Genomic DNA, 13,079 nt, shown 5'->3' with positions numbered 1-13,079 from the left:
ACGCCTATGAGCGGGCGCGGATGATGGAGTGGCTGTTCTGGGAGCAGTACAGCCACGAACCCTATGTCGCGGTGGCGCGGTTCCAGCGGCTGTATCTGGGCAAGGCCGAGGTCGAGGCGCGGATCATGGAGCGGGGCGAGGCGGCGCTGGACCGGCTGGAGGGGGCGCTGGCGGGGCAGGACTGGCTGGTCGGGGAAGGAATGACGCTGGCGGATATCGCCCTGGTCGCCTACACACGGATGGCGTTCGATGGAGGATTTGACCTTTCGACGCGAACGGCGACGCGAGCCTGGATCGGACGGGTCGAGGCGGCCCTGGCGCTGGGGTCGTACGACTGAGGACTGGTGCCGAGGTCAGGCTCAAGTGACCCGGAATGGGTCACTGACCCGTGGTTTTTCGACGGTCAACCCACTAGGAGCCGCCCCCGATCATCGGGACGCGCTATGGAACACGACAGTCACCTGCAGGCGATTTCAATCGATCTGGCCGCCTTGCGGTCGATCGTGCTCGGGCTCAGTCGAGCCATCGGCGGGCGTTCGCCCGGCGACATGGCCGATGTTCTTGAGGCCTTGTCGATCGAGGCCGACCGTCTGCGGCAGGAGTGCGGCGATACCGACAGCCCTACGCCAGCAGGCGCTGGTGCAGTCGTGCGCGCCTATATCGACAGCCTGACCGACGACGCCTCCACCCTGTCTCGCGCCCGCCAGGCGGGCCTGTCATGACGACCCGGACCGCAGCCTTTCGCCAGGCCATGATCCGCGGCCGCGTCGACACCCTGAAGGAAGTCATCTGGTTCCACCGTCAGCTCAGGCCCGAGCCGTGCGAAGATCGGGAAGGGCTCGCCCTGGCCCTGGCGGATGCCAATTCGACGATGGGAGACTGGCTGGCGGAACGACTGAAACAGGCCATCGCCGACAGTCGGATGACACCCGATCAGGTCGACGCCGTCCAGGCCAATCTCCTGCGCGAGGCCTACACGGCGAAAACCGGCAGACCGCCGCAACAGTCGGCATGTTCGCTCGAACGCCAGTAAATCCTGCTTCGACAATGTCTTGGCCCCGTCACCAGCCTGCGCGCGGGCATCTACGGTCCTTCGTCGGCATGCCCGTCGGCCAGGCGCTGGTCGCGAGCGCATAATTCAAGCACCCTGTCCTCAAACGGGGAGCGAGGTCCGGTGCAGGCGAACCAGAATGATCCGACGGCTGTAGCGTACAACGAGCGTGCGCAGGCGATGGCTGCGACAGAGATCTTTCTGCGCCTGGTGCGAAAGGCCTGCGATTGTTTCGAGGGCGACGACGTGGAAACGATTCTCGTCATCCTGACGGTCGCAGCCGCGAGTGCCGGCAAACACCTTCGCGATCCGGAACTGCTGCAGTCGCTGGGAACCCAATCGCTGCCGGATCACCTACATCAACCGACGAGCGGACGTTCCATCGCCGATTCGACGGGACTGCCGCGCGAAACGGTGCGGCGCCGTCTCAAGGCGCTGGTGGATGCGGGACGGATCGAGAAGGACGCCCGTGGATATCGAACCACCACCGGCATGCTGACCCGGAACCGGAACCGGGAGTTTGCACGCTTTATCGTCGGCGAGTTGAAGGCCGCGCCGCAAAAACTTGATCGGTTCTGATCGAACAGGAGCCCTATCGCCCGCCGGCGACCGGCCGTCCACCCTCTGCCCATTGCGGCGTGAACGCGCCGTCGGCCAGAGCGCGCAGGGGCTCGACCAGGGACTGGATGGCGGCGGTCATGAAGCCGATGTCGAGGTTGGCGATCGTGTCCTCGGCCGAGTGATAGGTCGGGATGGTGGCCCAGCCGGAGATGGTGTGGGCGACGATGCCTTTCAGGGCCAGGGCGTAGTTGTCGGACCGCTGGAAGAACTGCTGCTCCGGATAGGGATCGGTCGTGACGAGAGCCCCGCGCGCCTTCATCAGGGGGCCGAAGTCGGAGCGGTCAAAACCGGTCATCATCATGACGCCGGCGGGCAGGTTGGGGTCCTGTTTGCCGATCATCTCGATCTCCAGATTGGCGACGATCCGGTCGAGCGGCACGGGCGGGTGTTCGCCGAAATACTGCGAGCCCAGCAGGCCGATCTCTTCGGCGCCGTAGGCGACGAACAGGATGCTGCGTTTGGGCTGAGGGCCTGCCGCCAAGGCGTGGGCCAGTTCCATCACCGCCGCCGTGCCCGAGGCATCGTCATTGGCACCCGGCATCAGGACGCCGTCCACGACACCGAGGTGGTCGAGGTGGGCCGAGATCATGACCACGCCGGCCGTGGGGTCGGAGCCCTCCAGCCAGCCGATGGCGTTGACGGTCGAGGCGTCCTCCACCGTCGGCGTCCCGGGATCGAGGACGGCGGGGCCGGTCGCCGCGGCCAGGCGATCGAAGGCGTCAGGGCTTAGAATGAGGATGTCCGGCCGACCGCCCGGCTCTTCGCCGACCAGGGTGTAGGTCGGACGCTGGCGTGACCGCGCGGCCGCCTGTTTCAGGGTATCGGTCTCGCGCAGGACGATGACCCTGGCACCCGCAGCCCGCGCCGCGCCCATCAGGGGACGGAAGCCGGGGCCCTCGGGCGGGGAAATCAGGACGATGTCGGCCCTGGGCATGGCGGCGGGGTCCGAGCCGGTGGCGACCGTGCCCTCGATCCGCGTGCCCGAGGCGGACAGGATCGACAGCCCCTCCCCTTGCGCGACCGCGACCCCGCCGACTGTGAGGGTGGCATGGCCGCTGGGGGTGGTTTTGGTCAGGGGTGCGGTCTGGAGGAAGCCGGTCATGCCGGGCGCAGGGGTCAGGCCATAACGTTCGAACACCGAGGCGACATAGGTCGCGGCGACGACCTCATCCGGGGTTGCGCTGCCCCGACCGCGCAGGGCGGGCGATGCGAGGAAATTCTCGTGGGCACTGACCCAGGCGGGTTTGACCGTCCAGGCCTCCTGCGCCTGACCCGCCGTGGCGAAGGCGGCGACGAGGCCGGCGACGAGGAGCGTGCGGAGGTTCAGCATGAGACATTTCCGGATCGACTTTGCCCCGGTTTGATCGGCGGCCCCGGAACCGTCAAGCGGCGGTGCGACCCTCGACCGGAAATCGCAGACTTCCATAGACGAAAGACAAGTCGCGTACCGGGTTCGACCAAGCCGGGAACAAGACAGATAGAATTATTTTCCTACTGATCTCTTGCGCACCGGCACCGACGCCCCCACCTCCGTGCCTGTGGTCGTTGAAAACAGAATGGCTGACGCGCGATGGCGGGCCCGTTCAACCCCCATCGCTCTGGCGGTCCGCGCCACCCCTGCAATACAAGTTATTGATCTTGCTCGGACGGACCTGGCGGTTTGGCGGTTTGGCGCTGTGTTTTCAGACCGCCACCGCCAGTTCGACCCGCGACGAAGCGGAACGTGAAAGCCCCTCGCGAAACTTCGGGACCCGCGCTATCTTCATCCCATGAACGCGATGGACCTCAACCCCGGCCCGGCCACCCTTCACTATGGCGACGGCGAGTTCGCCGTGCTGAAGCCCGGCCCCTATGTGGTTTGCGCGGTGTCGGGGCGGACCATTCCGCTGGAGGCCCTGCGCTACTGGTCCGCCGAGCTTCAGGAACCCTATGCCGGTCCGGCCGAGGCCCTGACCCGCATCGGCCCCAAGGCCGCGTCCGGGACGTGATCCCGAACCGGCGGACCCTTTTGCTGGGTGCCGGTGCCAGTCTGGTCGCCACCCCGATCATCGCCGACCCCGAACCCCCGCCCATCCGCCGACCCTCCGAGACGATGCCCATGACCGGCAGACCGGTCCAGGGCGGCTTCATCTTCGGCCGGACCACGCCCGGTGCCTCCATCGAGGTGGACGGCACCGCCCTGACCCAGGCGTCCCGATCCGGCCTGTTCGTCGTCGGCTTCGACCGCGACGGCCCGGCCTCGACCCGCATCGCCACCGCCACCGCCACGCCGGACGCCGCCACCGGCCAGATGCGGGTGACGACCACGCCCGTCGCCGTCGCCCCCGGCAGCTTCCCCTCCAGCCGGATCGACGGCCTGCCGCCCTCCACCATCGCGCCCTCGGACCCCGACCTTCTGGCCCGCATCCAGCGCGAACTGGCCCTCAAGACCGCCGCCTTCCAGAGCCGGGCCGACACCGAGGATTTCGCCGGGGGCTTCGTCTGGCCGCTGGAGGCCTATCGCATCTCCAGCGCCTGGGGGGCGCAGCGGATCCTGAACGGCACGCCCGCCCGGCCCCACTACGGCATCGACCTGGCCGCGCCCCAGGGGACCCCGATCCGCGCACCCGCGCCGGGTCTGGTCGTGCTGGCCGAGCCGGACATGCATTTCGAGGGCGGCCTGACCCTGATCGACCATGGCCAAGGGCTGATCAGCGTCTATCTGCACCAGTCGCGGCTGGACGTGACGGCGGGTCAGCGGGTCCTGCGCGGCCAGCCGATCGGCCTTGTGGGCATGAAGGGTCGGGCGACCGGTCCGCACCTGTGCTGGCGCATGAAATGGCGCGACCGCAATCTGGATCCATCATTGATGGTCGGGGCCCGGGCACCGGATTTCGCCTGACGGTTGAACCCCGTTCGCCCGGTGGACGTTTGGCTAAATCATTCGTAATGTCAGCCGCCTGCCGGATTCGGCATTACGGTCAGAACACTGCATGTCCGCACTTCAGTCGCTCAGCATCCTGCTGGTAGACGACAACCAGCATATGCGGGCGATCACGTCCGCCATCCTCCAGTCCGCCGGCATTCGCAGGATACGCGAGGTCTCGGACGGATCGATGGCGCTCGAGGCCCTGCGGGAAGCCCCGGTCGACCTGGCCATCGTCGACTTCAACATGTTCCCTCTGGACGGGGTCGAGTTCACCCGGCTGGTCCGCAACAGCCCCGACAGCGCCAACCCCTATCTGCCCATCATCATGATGACCGGCCATTCCGAAAAGAGCCGGGTCTATGAGGCCCGCGACGCCGGGGTCACCGAGTTCGTGGTCAAGCCGATCACCGCCAAGGCCATCTTCGACCGCATCCAGGCCGTGATCATCCGCCCCCGCGCCTTTGTGAAGACCGACGGCTATTTCGGCCCGGACCGGCGGCGGAACAACGGTACCTATCGCGGCCCCATGCGGCGCTCGACCGATCCAAAGGACGCTCAGGTCTCGGGCGGCAACGCGGCATAGACCCGGTCGGGCCACCGTTTGTGGACCCAGAACCAGTCGACGGGGTTCTCCCGCACCCGCTTCTCGATGAAGCTGGTGATAGCCTGGACGCCCCGCGCGATGTCGGCCTGACGATCGCCGGTCTTCTCGATCTCGATCGGCTCATGCGCCGTGACCCGGAACCGCACGCCCGGCAGCCGGGTGACCGACAGGGGTTGCAGCACCGTGCCGTATCGGAGGGCCAGGCGGCTCGGGCCGGGCGCGGCGTTGACCGGCTGGCCGAAGAAGACGACCTCGGGACCTTCCGAGAATTTCTGGTCGTTCATCAGGGCGACGCTCTCGCCGCGCGCCATCCCGTTCAACAGTTCCCGGGCCCCGTCGCCGCCCTTGGGCGCGAACAGCTTGACGCCGTAGTCGGCCCGAAGCCTGACGATGCGGGCGTCGACATAGGGGTTGTTGGCCGCGCGATAGGTGATCTGGCACAGCACCCCCGAACCGACGATCGTCACCGCCAGGGTCTCGATATTGGCCAGGTGCCCGCCGACGAAGACCACCGGGCAGCCTGAGTCGCGGATGGCGTGCAGCCGGTCCAGCCCGACGACCTCGATCCGGCCCGAGGCCAGTGTCAGCTGGTCCATTACCGCCGTCTCGGCGAAGGCCCGGCCGGTCTGTTCCCACTGATCGACGGCCAGACGTTCCCGGGCCGCCGGTTCCATGTCGGGAAAGGCGATGCGCAGGTTGCGGATCACGGTCCGGTGGGTGCCCGTCTTCGGTCCCAGCCAGCGCAACAGCCCGCCCCCGAAGGCCGAGGCCCGCTCAAGCCCAAGCAGCCGCATCAGGCCGATGAAGGCGTCGAACCCCGCCGCCTCCAGCCGCCAGATCAGGTCTTGTTTGAAAGAGGCTCGCTCACCAGGCAATCGTAATCCCGCCGTCCACCACCAGGGTCTGGCCCGTCATATAGGCCGAGGCGGGGGATGCGAGATAGACGGCGGCGCCGGCGATTTCATCGGGCTGGCCGATCCGCTTCAGCGGGGCGGGGCCGGTGACCTCCTTCAGCAGGTCGGGGTTCTCCCAAAGGTAGCGGGCGAAGTCGGTCTGGACCAGACCCGGCGCGATGCAGTTGACCCGGATGTTGGAGGGCCCCCACTCCACCGCCAGGTTGCGCGCCAGCTGCATGTCGGCGGCCTTGGAGATGTTGTAGGCACCGATCAGGGCATTGCCGCGCAGGCCCCCGATCGACGACACGATGATGATGGAACCGTCCCTCCGCTCCAGCATCTGAGGCGCGACCATCTGGATCAGCCAGTGGTTGGAGACCACGTTGTTCTGGAGGATCTTGCCGAACTGCTCGTCGTTGATCCCCGCCATCGGCCCGGCATAGGGGTTGGTCGCGGCGTTGCAGACCAGGATGTCGATCCGGCCGAAGGCTGAGTTGGTCTCGTCCACGAGCCGCTGCAGGTCTTCCTTCGAGGCGATGTTGGCCGGGACCGCGATGGCCCGACCCTCTCCATACTTCGCATTGATAGCCGAGGCCGCCTCGTCGCAAGGCCCGGCCTTGCGCGAGGAGATCACGACCCGGGCCCCGTGTTCGGCCAGCCGCTGGGCGATGGCCAGGCCGATGCCTTTGGACGAGCCGGTGATGACGGCGACCTTGCCGGTCAGGTCGAACAGTTCCATGCGCTTGCTCCGTCGCGGTCATGACGCCGCCTGAAGCCATGGTTACGCCCTGCCCCCCGGGTGCGACAACGGTGACGTGGCGGAAAGGGCTGCGGTTTTCTTGCTTCTCTCCCTTGCGGAGGAGGTGTGGCGTTCAAGAGCCCCGGGTCCTGACTCGGTTCAGCCCGAGGATAGGGTACACGAAGGCAACGAAGATCAGAGGCCGTCCCATGCTGCAAGGCGAAAGCCGACTACCCCGTGATCCCGATATCGCTTCGCTCGACGACAGGAGTGATTGTCCGCAATACGCGGGCGAATAGCGGAATGCCTCACACCACCTCCAGCACCGTCTCCACCGGTCTTCCAATCCGGGCACCCTTGCCCGTCTCCACGATCGGCCGCTCGACCAGCACCGGATCGGCGATCATGGCCGCCACGATCGCCTCAGCATCGGCGCCGGAGGCCAGCAGCGCCCTGGCCCCCTCCTCCTTGGTCCGCAACAAACCACGCACGCCACCACCGGTCGCGGCCCCCAGCCGCTCCAGCGTCGCCCGGTCCCAGCCGACCTTCATGTAATCGACCACCAACGGCGACAGCCCTCGCGCCTTCAACAGAGCGAGGGCCGCGCGCGACGTGCTGCACGTCGGCTTGTGATAGATCGTGACCGACACGTTCAGCGCGCGGCGTCCATCTGAAGCCGGTCCAGCGCCGAGATGCCTTTCAGGCCGGTGACGTGCAGGATGATCTGGATCACCATGATGACGCCCGACAGTGCGACCTGCCACATCGGCGTGACCGGAGAGCCGGGGCTCATGGCAGCGGCGAACGGCGACGCCACCACGCTGATCAGACCGAGGGCCAGCAGGGCCAGGAACAGGATCGCGATCCATTTCTTGGGCGAGCGCCACTGGATGAAGGCAAAGACCACCTGGGCCACGATCATCGCGTAACCCAACCAGATCGTTCCCTGCATCGTCGCCTCCACGATCGCACCCGCGCCGGGGGTCTGGGCCTCGGCTGCCGCAATGGCTTCGGCGGCGATCTGTGGCTGGGTGGCCATCCAGACGGCCCCGATGATGCCGACGATCACCCCGATGATGATCGAGATGGCGCTGGCACGGGCGGCCTTTTCGGCCTGGGCTTCGGTCGCCACAGGGGCGTTGGGCAACAGGTGGGTCATCGGTTCCTCTCCAAGAATGTAAAGCGACCTTAACATCGCGCGACGGCGAGTAAAGCCCGGATTCGCATCCTCCGATCGCTGTCCCTTCACCTTTCCGGCCGACCTCGCTAGGGTCCGGCGATGCGGATTCTCCAGCCCGATCAGGCCGTCCTCGACCACGTCGCGGCCAGGGAAGCGACGATCGTGGGCCGGACCCTCGACTGGGCCGAGATCAACTCCGGCAGCCGCAACACCGACGGCCTGAACGCCGTGCTCGACATTCTGGACACGCAAGCCCGTCGCCTTCCGGCCGAGGTCACCCGCATCCCGACACAAGGCTCGACCACCATTGGCGACGACGGCTCAGTGCAGTCCCTCGCCCACGCCGACGCGCTGAAGATCACCGCCCGCGCGTCCGCCCCCATCCAGGTCGTGCTGACCGGCCACTACGACACCGTCTTCCCCGCCGACAGCCGGTTCCGGTCGGTCACCACCCGCTCCGACGGCGCCCTGAACGGCCCCGGCGTCGCCGACATGAAGGGCGGCATCTCGGTCCTGCTGGCGGCGCTCGAAGCCTTCGAGACCCATCCCGACCGCGCCAACCTGGGCTGGACCGTCCTGCTCAGCCCCGACGAGGAGATCGGCTCCCCTGCCTCCGCCCCCCTTTTGGCCGAGCTCGGCGCGGCGGGTCACGTCGGCATGACCTATGAACCGGCGCTCGCCGACGGCACCATGGCAGGGGCCCGAAAGGGCAGCGGCAACTACCATTTGATCGTCACCGGCCGCGCCGCCCACGCCGGCCGGGCCTTCCATGAGGGGGCCAATGCCATAGCCGGCGCCGCCATCATCGCCGCCGCCCTGCACGCGCTGAACGGTCGCCGCGAGGGCGTCACCGTCAATGTCGCCAGGATCAGCGGCGGCGGGGCCCTGAACGTCGTCGCCGACAATGCCGTGGTCCGTTTCAACGTCCGCGTCCCCGACGCGCAATCCGCCGCCTGGATCACCGACGCCGTCGCCGAGATCGTCGCCACGCCGCCGTTCGAGGGCCTGACGCTGGACCTGCACGGCGGCATGACCCGCGCGCCCAAGCCGATGGACGCCTCTCAGGTCGCCCTGTTCGAGGCCGTCCGCGCCACGGGTGCCCTGCTGGGTCAGCCCATCGCCTGGACCCCGTCCGGCGGCGTCTGCGAGGGCAACAACCTGCATGCCGCCGGCCTCTCCAACATCGACACCCTGGGGGTGCGCGGCGGCGACATCCATTCGGATCAAGAGTTCGCCTGGCCCGACAGCTTCGTCGAGCGCGCACAGTTGAGCGCCCTGATCCTGTGCAAGCTCACCACGGGCGAGATCGACGCCCACGCGCTCAAACGCCTGCGTCTGGAGACGATGTAGATGCTCGTCGTCCGCCCCGCCGGCCCCGCCGACCTCGACCACCTGCTGGAGCTTGCCATCCTCAGCGGCCCCGGTTTCACCAGCCTGCCCGAAGACCCGGACCAGCTGACCGAACGCCTCGACCTCAGCCGCGACAGCTTCACCGGCAGCCTCCCGCCCCAGGAATGCTGGTACACCCTGATGCTCGAGGAGAGCGACACCGGCGACGTCGACGGCATAGGCAGCGTCAAGGCCGCCGTCGGCCTGAAACGCCCCTTCTTCTCCTATCGGGTGGTCAACAACGCCTCGTCCTCACCCTCGCTGGACATCAAGATCGAGCACCAGACCCTGGTCCTGGTCAACGAATGCACCGGCTGGTCCGAAGTCGGCTCCCTGTTCCTCAAGGCCGACCGGCGAAAGGGCGGTGCAGGCCGTCTGCTGTCCCAGTCCCGCTATATGCTCATCGGCGCCGAGCCCGAGCTGTTCGCCGAGACTGTCCTGGCCGAGCTCAGGGGCGTCTTCACCCCCGACGGCGCCTGCCCGTTCTGGGACCATGTGGCCCACAAATTCTTCCCGATGGAGTTCGATCAGGCCGACATGATGACCGGCTCGACCGACAAGCAGTTCATCCTCGACCTCGCCCCCCGCCACCCCATCTATGTGAACCTGCTGCCCGAACCCGCCCGCGCCGTGATCGGCAAGGTCCATCCGCAGGGCGTCCCGGCCATGGCCCTGCTGGAATCCGAAGGCTTCCGCCCCAACGGCCTTGTCGACATCTTCGACGCGGGCCCGACCGTCAGTTGCCCCCGCGACCACATCCGCACCGTGCGCGACGCCCGCCGCATGACCGTCGCCATCGCCCCAGAGGTCGAGGCCGAACTGCCCAGTTTGATCTCCACCGGCCGCGTCGGCGCCTTTCGGGCCGTCCGCCAGCGCGCGTCGCTGGACGGCGACACCGCGACCCTGTCCTCCGAAACCGCCGACGCCCTGAAGGTCCGCGCGGGCGACACAGTGCGGATCAAGGCCTGAGCATCCCATGACCCATTTCACCTCCACCAACCCCGCCACCGGCGAGACGGTCTGGGAAGGCCACGCCGCCTCCCCCGCCGAAACCGCCACCGCCGTCGAGGCTGCCCGCGCCGCCTTCCCCGACTGGGCCGACCGCCCGCGCCAGCACCGCATCGACGCGATGAAGCGCTATCAGGCCGCCCTGAAATCCCGCGCGCCAGCCATGGCCGAAGCCATCTCTCGCGAGACCGGCAAGGCCCTTTGGGAAACTACCGCCGAACTCGGCTCCATGGCCGGCAAGGTCGATATCTCCATCCGCGCCTATGACGAGCGCACGGGCGAACGCACGGCCCAGACGGCCTTCGGTTCGGCCACCCTGCGCCACCGCCCTCACGGCGTGGCGGCGGTGCTGGGCCCGTTCAACTTCCCCGGACACCTCCCCAACGGCCATATCGTCCCCGCCCTGCTGGCCGGCGACACCGTCGTGTTCAAGCCGTCCGAAGAGACGCCCCACACCGGTCAACTGATGGCCGAATGCCTGGCCGAGGCCGACCTGCCCGACGGCGTCTTCAACATCGTTCAGGGCGGCCGCGACACCGGCGCCGCCCTGCTGGACCAGCCGATCGACGCCCTGATGTTCACCGGCTCCGGCGCGGCGGGCGCGCATTTCCGGCGCAAGTTCGCGGACAACCCGCACGTCATCCTGGCGCTGGAACTCGGCGGCAACAATCCGCTGGTGGTCTGGGATGCGGGGGATGCGGAAGCGGTCGCCGGCCTCGTCGTCCAGTCCGCCTTCGTCACCACCGGCCAGAGATGCAGCTGCGCGCGCCGCCTCATCATCCCCGAGGGCCCCGCCGGCGACGCCGTCATCGGGGCCATCGACGCCATGGTCGAGCGGCTGATCTTCGCCCCCTGGGACCAGACGCCGGAGCCTTACGCAGGCCCCCTGATCTCGCCACGCGCCGCCGACGCCGCCCTTTCCGCGCTCCAGCAGCGCATCGACCTCGGCGCCCGCTTCATCCGCCCGTCCGGCCCCGTCGAAGGCCTGTCCGGTGCCTTCGTCCGCCCCGCCCTCATCGACGTGACGGGCGTCGACGTTCCCGACGAGGAGATCTTCGCCCCCTTCCTGTCGATCACCCGGGTCCCGACCTTCGACGCCGCGATCCAGGCCGCCAACGCCACCCGCTACGGCCTTTCCGCAGGGCTGATTTCGGACGACCCCGCCAACTGGGACAGCTTCATCCGCCGCATCCGCGCCGGCGTCGTCAACCTCAACCGGCCGACCACAGGCGCGGCCGGAGACATGCCCTTCGGCGGCCTGGGCGACAGCGGCAACCACCGCCCCAGCGCCTGGTACGCCGCCGACTACTGCGCCTATCCGGTGGCGAGTTTCGAGGCCGGGGCGGTGAAGAACATCGAGGGCGAGATGCGGGGGCTCAAATGACCTCCCTCTCCCCTTGTGGGAGAGGGCTTGAGCGCCCGAGAGCGTCAGCGATCGGTCTTGCGCGAAAGGGTGAGGGGTCCAGCCGTGGGTCAGCCTCCACCGCTTTACCCCTCACCCGCCCGCGCCAGGACGATGGCCAAGCGGCCATCGTGCGCGGCCTCCCTCTCCCACAGGGGGAGAGGGTTCGTTGAAAGCCATCGAGGCCAACGCCGACGGCCTGATCGGCCCGACCCATTCCTATGCCGGCCTGTCCCCCGGCAACCTCGCCTCCGGTCGCAACAAGGGCGACGCCTCCAACCCCCGCGCGGCCGTCCTGCAAGGCCTGCAGAAGATGAAGCGGCTCGCCGACCTCGGCCTGCCCCAGTTCGTCCTGCCGCCGCACGAACGGCCCGACATCCCCTTCCTGCGCACCCTCGGCTTCACCGGTTCCGACGCCCGGGTGCTGGAACAGGCGTGGAAGGACGCCCCCGCCATCGCCGCCGCCGCCTGCTCCGCCTCGCCGATGTGGGCCGCCAACGCCGCGACGGTGACGGCATCCGCCGACAGCGCCGACGGCCGCGTCCACTTCACGCCCGCCAACCTCGTCACCAACCTGCACAGGTCGCTGGAGCACGCCCAGACCAAGCGGTCGCTTCAGGCGCTGTTCCAGCACCCCGACCATCACGCCGTCCACGACGCCCTGCCGTCCGTCGCCCATCTCGCCGACGAGGGCGCGGCCAATCACGTCCGTCTATGTGCCGATCACGGCGAGCCGGGCGTCAACCTTCTGGTCTGGGGCCGCGACGCGCATCAAGCCTGGGACGGCCCCTTCCCCGCTCGCCAGACGCGTCAGGCCAGCGAGGCCGTCGCCCGTCGCCACGGCGCGTCAGGCGCCGTGCTGGCCCAGCAGTCCCGCGCCGCGATCGCGGGTGGCACCTTCCACAACGACGTCGTCTGCGTCGGCGCGCTCGACACCCTGTTTCACCATGACCTCGCCTTCGAGGACACGGCCGCGACCCACGCCGCCATCCGCGCGGCCGCCAAGGGGTTCGAGCCGATCTTCGTCCAGGTCTCCTCCACCGACCTGCCGCTGGCGGACGCCATCTCTAGCTATCTGTTCAACTCGATGCTGGTGCGACTGCCCGGCGAGGACCGCCTGACCCTGATCTGTCCGACCGAGACGGAAGCGAACCCCCGCGCCCATGCGGTGGCCCAGTCCCTGGCCGCCTCCAACGGATCGATCGGCCGGGTCGAATACGTCGATGTGCGCCAGTCGATGAGGAACGGCGGTGGCCCGGCCTGCCTGCGACTTAGGGTCGT

Annotated in this window: 16 protein-coding genes; 11 read left to right on the top strand and 5 right to left on the bottom strand. The window is 68.2% G+C overall.

Features of this window, described 5'->3' with window-relative positions; translation table 11 throughout:
• The 4 genes from ACILQR_RS11955 to ACILQR_RS11940 form a co-directional block, all read left to right on the top strand.
• On the top strand, positions 1-338 hold a 338-nt coding region (locus ACILQR_RS11955), incomplete at its 5' end, for a glutathione S-transferase family protein (RefSeq protein WP_395651634.1).
• A 105-nt stretch (positions 339-443) separates the two neighbouring features.
• A complete protein-coding gene (locus tag ACILQR_RS11950) occupies positions 444-722 on the top strand; it encodes a hypothetical protein (RefSeq protein ID WP_395651633.1) in 279 nt (92 codons plus the stop codon).
• A complete protein-coding gene (locus ACILQR_RS11945; RefSeq protein WP_395651632.1) occupies positions 719-1,033 on the top strand; it encodes a hypothetical protein in 315 nt (104 codons plus the stop codon). Before ACILQR_RS11950 ends, ACILQR_RS11945 begins: the two co-directional genes overlap by 4 nt.
• 141 nt (positions 1,034-1,174) lie before the next feature.
• Positions 1,175-1,630 (top strand): winged helix-turn-helix transcriptional regulator, encoded by a 456-nt coding sequence (locus ACILQR_RS11940; protein ID WP_395651631.1) that lies wholly within the window; start codon positions 1,175-1,177, stop codon positions 1,628-1,630.
• A gap of 13 nt (positions 1,631-1,643) precedes the next feature.
• On the opposite strand, the gene ACILQR_RS11935 is transcribed toward ACILQR_RS11940, so the two are convergent.
• Complete coding sequence (locus ACILQR_RS11935; protein ID WP_395651630.1) at positions 1,644-3,002, bottom strand: M28 family metallopeptidase; 1,359 nt, start codon at positions 3,000-3,002, stop codon at positions 1,644-1,646.
• A gap of 439 nt (positions 3,003-3,441) precedes the next feature.
• On the opposite strand from ACILQR_RS11935, the gene ACILQR_RS11930 reads away from it, so the two are divergent.
• From ACILQR_RS11930 to ACILQR_RS11920, 3 genes are all read left to right on the top strand, one after another.
• Complete coding sequence (locus ACILQR_RS11930) at positions 3,442-3,660, top strand: DUF2093 domain-containing protein (protein ID WP_395651629.1); 219 nt, start codon at positions 3,442-3,444, stop codon at positions 3,658-3,660.
• Positions 3,657-4,553 carry a M23 family metallopeptidase gene (locus tag ACILQR_RS11925; RefSeq protein WP_395651628.1) on the top strand — a complete coding sequence of 299 codons (897 nt, stop codon included), beginning with the start codon at positions 3,657-3,659 and terminating at the stop codon, positions 4,551-4,553. Before ACILQR_RS11930 ends, ACILQR_RS11925 begins: the two co-directional genes overlap by 4 nt.
• Before the next feature lie 91 nt (positions 4,554-4,644).
• The gene (locus ACILQR_RS11920; RefSeq protein ID WP_395651627.1) at positions 4,645-5,163 is read left to right on the top strand and encodes a response regulator; all 519 of its coding nucleotides are present in this window, start codon (positions 4,645-4,647) and stop codon (positions 5,161-5,163) included.
• On the opposite strand, the gene ACILQR_RS11915 is transcribed toward ACILQR_RS11920, so the two are convergent.
• The 4 genes from ACILQR_RS11915 to ACILQR_RS11900 form a co-directional block, all read right to left on the bottom strand.
• Complete coding sequence (locus ACILQR_RS11915; RefSeq protein ID WP_395651626.1) at positions 5,136-6,059, bottom strand: lysophospholipid acyltransferase family protein; 924 nt, start codon at positions 6,057-6,059, stop codon at positions 5,136-5,138. The two genes, ACILQR_RS11920 and ACILQR_RS11915, sit on opposite strands and share 28 nt — an antisense overlap.
• Positions 6,049-6,819 (bottom strand): SDR family NAD(P)-dependent oxidoreductase, encoded by a 771-nt coding sequence (locus tag ACILQR_RS11910; protein ID WP_395651625.1) that lies wholly within the window; start codon positions 6,817-6,819, stop codon positions 6,049-6,051. Before ACILQR_RS11910 ends, ACILQR_RS11915 begins: the two co-directional genes overlap by 11 nt.
• Before the next feature lie 308 nt (positions 6,820-7,127).
• On the bottom strand, positions 7,128-7,469 hold the full coding sequence (locus tag ACILQR_RS11905) for an arsenate reductase family protein (protein ID WP_395651624.1): 342 nt from the start codon (positions 7,467-7,469) through the stop codon (positions 7,128-7,130).
• A gap of 2 nt (positions 7,470-7,471) precedes the next feature.
• Entirely contained in the window at positions 7,472-7,978 is a 507-nt protein-coding gene (locus tag ACILQR_RS11900; protein WP_395651623.1) for a hypothetical protein, read from the bottom strand.
• 120 nt (positions 7,979-8,098) lie between these two features.
• Here ACILQR_RS11900 and ACILQR_RS11895 point away from each other — a divergent pair, with 120 nt between their 5' ends.
• The 4 genes from ACILQR_RS11895 to ACILQR_RS11880 all read left to right on the top strand — a co-directional run.
• A complete protein-coding gene (locus ACILQR_RS11895) occupies positions 8,099-9,349 on the top strand; it encodes a hydrolase (RefSeq protein ID WP_395651622.1) in 1,251 nt (416 codons plus the stop codon).
• Positions 9,350-10,357 carry an arginine N-succinyltransferase gene (locus ACILQR_RS11890; protein ID WP_395651621.1) on the top strand — a complete coding sequence of 336 codons (1,008 nt, stop codon included), beginning with the start codon at positions 9,350-9,352 and terminating at the stop codon, positions 10,355-10,357.
• A 7-nt stretch (positions 10,358-10,364) separates the two neighbouring features.
• Complete coding sequence (gene astD, locus ACILQR_RS11885; RefSeq protein WP_395651620.1) at positions 10,365-11,780, top strand: succinylglutamate-semialdehyde dehydrogenase; 1,416 nt, start codon at positions 10,365-10,367, stop codon at positions 11,778-11,780.
• 187 nt (positions 11,781-11,967) lie between these two features.
• On the top strand, positions 11,968-13,079 hold a 1,112-nt coding region (locus tag ACILQR_RS11880; protein ID WP_395651619.1), incomplete at its 3' end, for an N-succinylarginine dihydrolase.

It is taken from the genome of Brevundimonas sp., assembly GCF_044239655.1.
GTDB lineage: Bacteria > Pseudomonadota > Alphaproteobacteria > Caulobacterales > Caulobacteraceae > Brevundimonas.
The sequence above is the reverse complement of the archived record's forward strand: the minus strand, read 5'-3'. Positions and strand labels throughout refer to the sequence as shown.

What these genes read in the sequence shown, in the direction of transcription:
- ACILQR_RS11895 (WP_395651622.1), top strand. Translation starts at nt 8,099, where the DNA reads ATGCGGATTCTCCAGCCCGATCAGGCCGTCCTCGACCACGTCGCGGCC.
- ACILQR_RS11910 (WP_395651625.1), bottom strand. Translation starts at nt 6,819, where the DNA reads ATGGAACTGTTCGACCTGACCGGCAAGGTCGCCGTCATCACCGGCTCG.
- ACILQR_RS11930 (WP_395651629.1), top strand. Translation starts at nt 3,442, where the DNA reads ATGAACGCGATGGACCTCAACCCCGGCCCGGCCACCCTTCACTATGGC.
- ACILQR_RS11950 (WP_395651633.1), top strand. Translation starts at nt 444, where the DNA reads ATGGAACACGACAGTCACCTGCAGGCGATTTCAATCGATCTGGCCGCC.
- ACILQR_RS11890 (WP_395651621.1), top strand. Translation starts at nt 9,350, where the DNA reads ATGCTCGTCGTCCGCCCCGCCGGCCCCGCCGACCTCGACCACCTGCTG.
- ACILQR_RS11945 (WP_395651632.1), top strand. Translation starts at nt 719, where the DNA reads ATGACGACCCGGACCGCAGCCTTTCGCCAGGCCATGATCCGCGGCCGC.
- ACILQR_RS11935 (WP_395651630.1), bottom strand. Translation starts at nt 3,002, where the DNA reads ATGCTGAACCTCCGCACGCTCCTCGTCGCCGGCCTCGTCGCCGCCTTC.
- astD (WP_395651620.1), top strand. Translation starts at nt 10,365, where the DNA reads ATGACCCATTTCACCTCCACCAACCCCGCCACCGGCGAGACGGTCTGG.
- ACILQR_RS11900 (WP_395651623.1), bottom strand. Translation starts at nt 7,978, where the DNA reads ATGACCCACCTGTTGCCCAACGCCCCTGTGGCGACCGAAGCCCAGGCC.
- ACILQR_RS11920 (WP_395651627.1), top strand. Translation starts at nt 4,645, where the DNA reads ATGTCCGCACTTCAGTCGCTCAGCATCCTGCTGGTAGACGACAACCAG.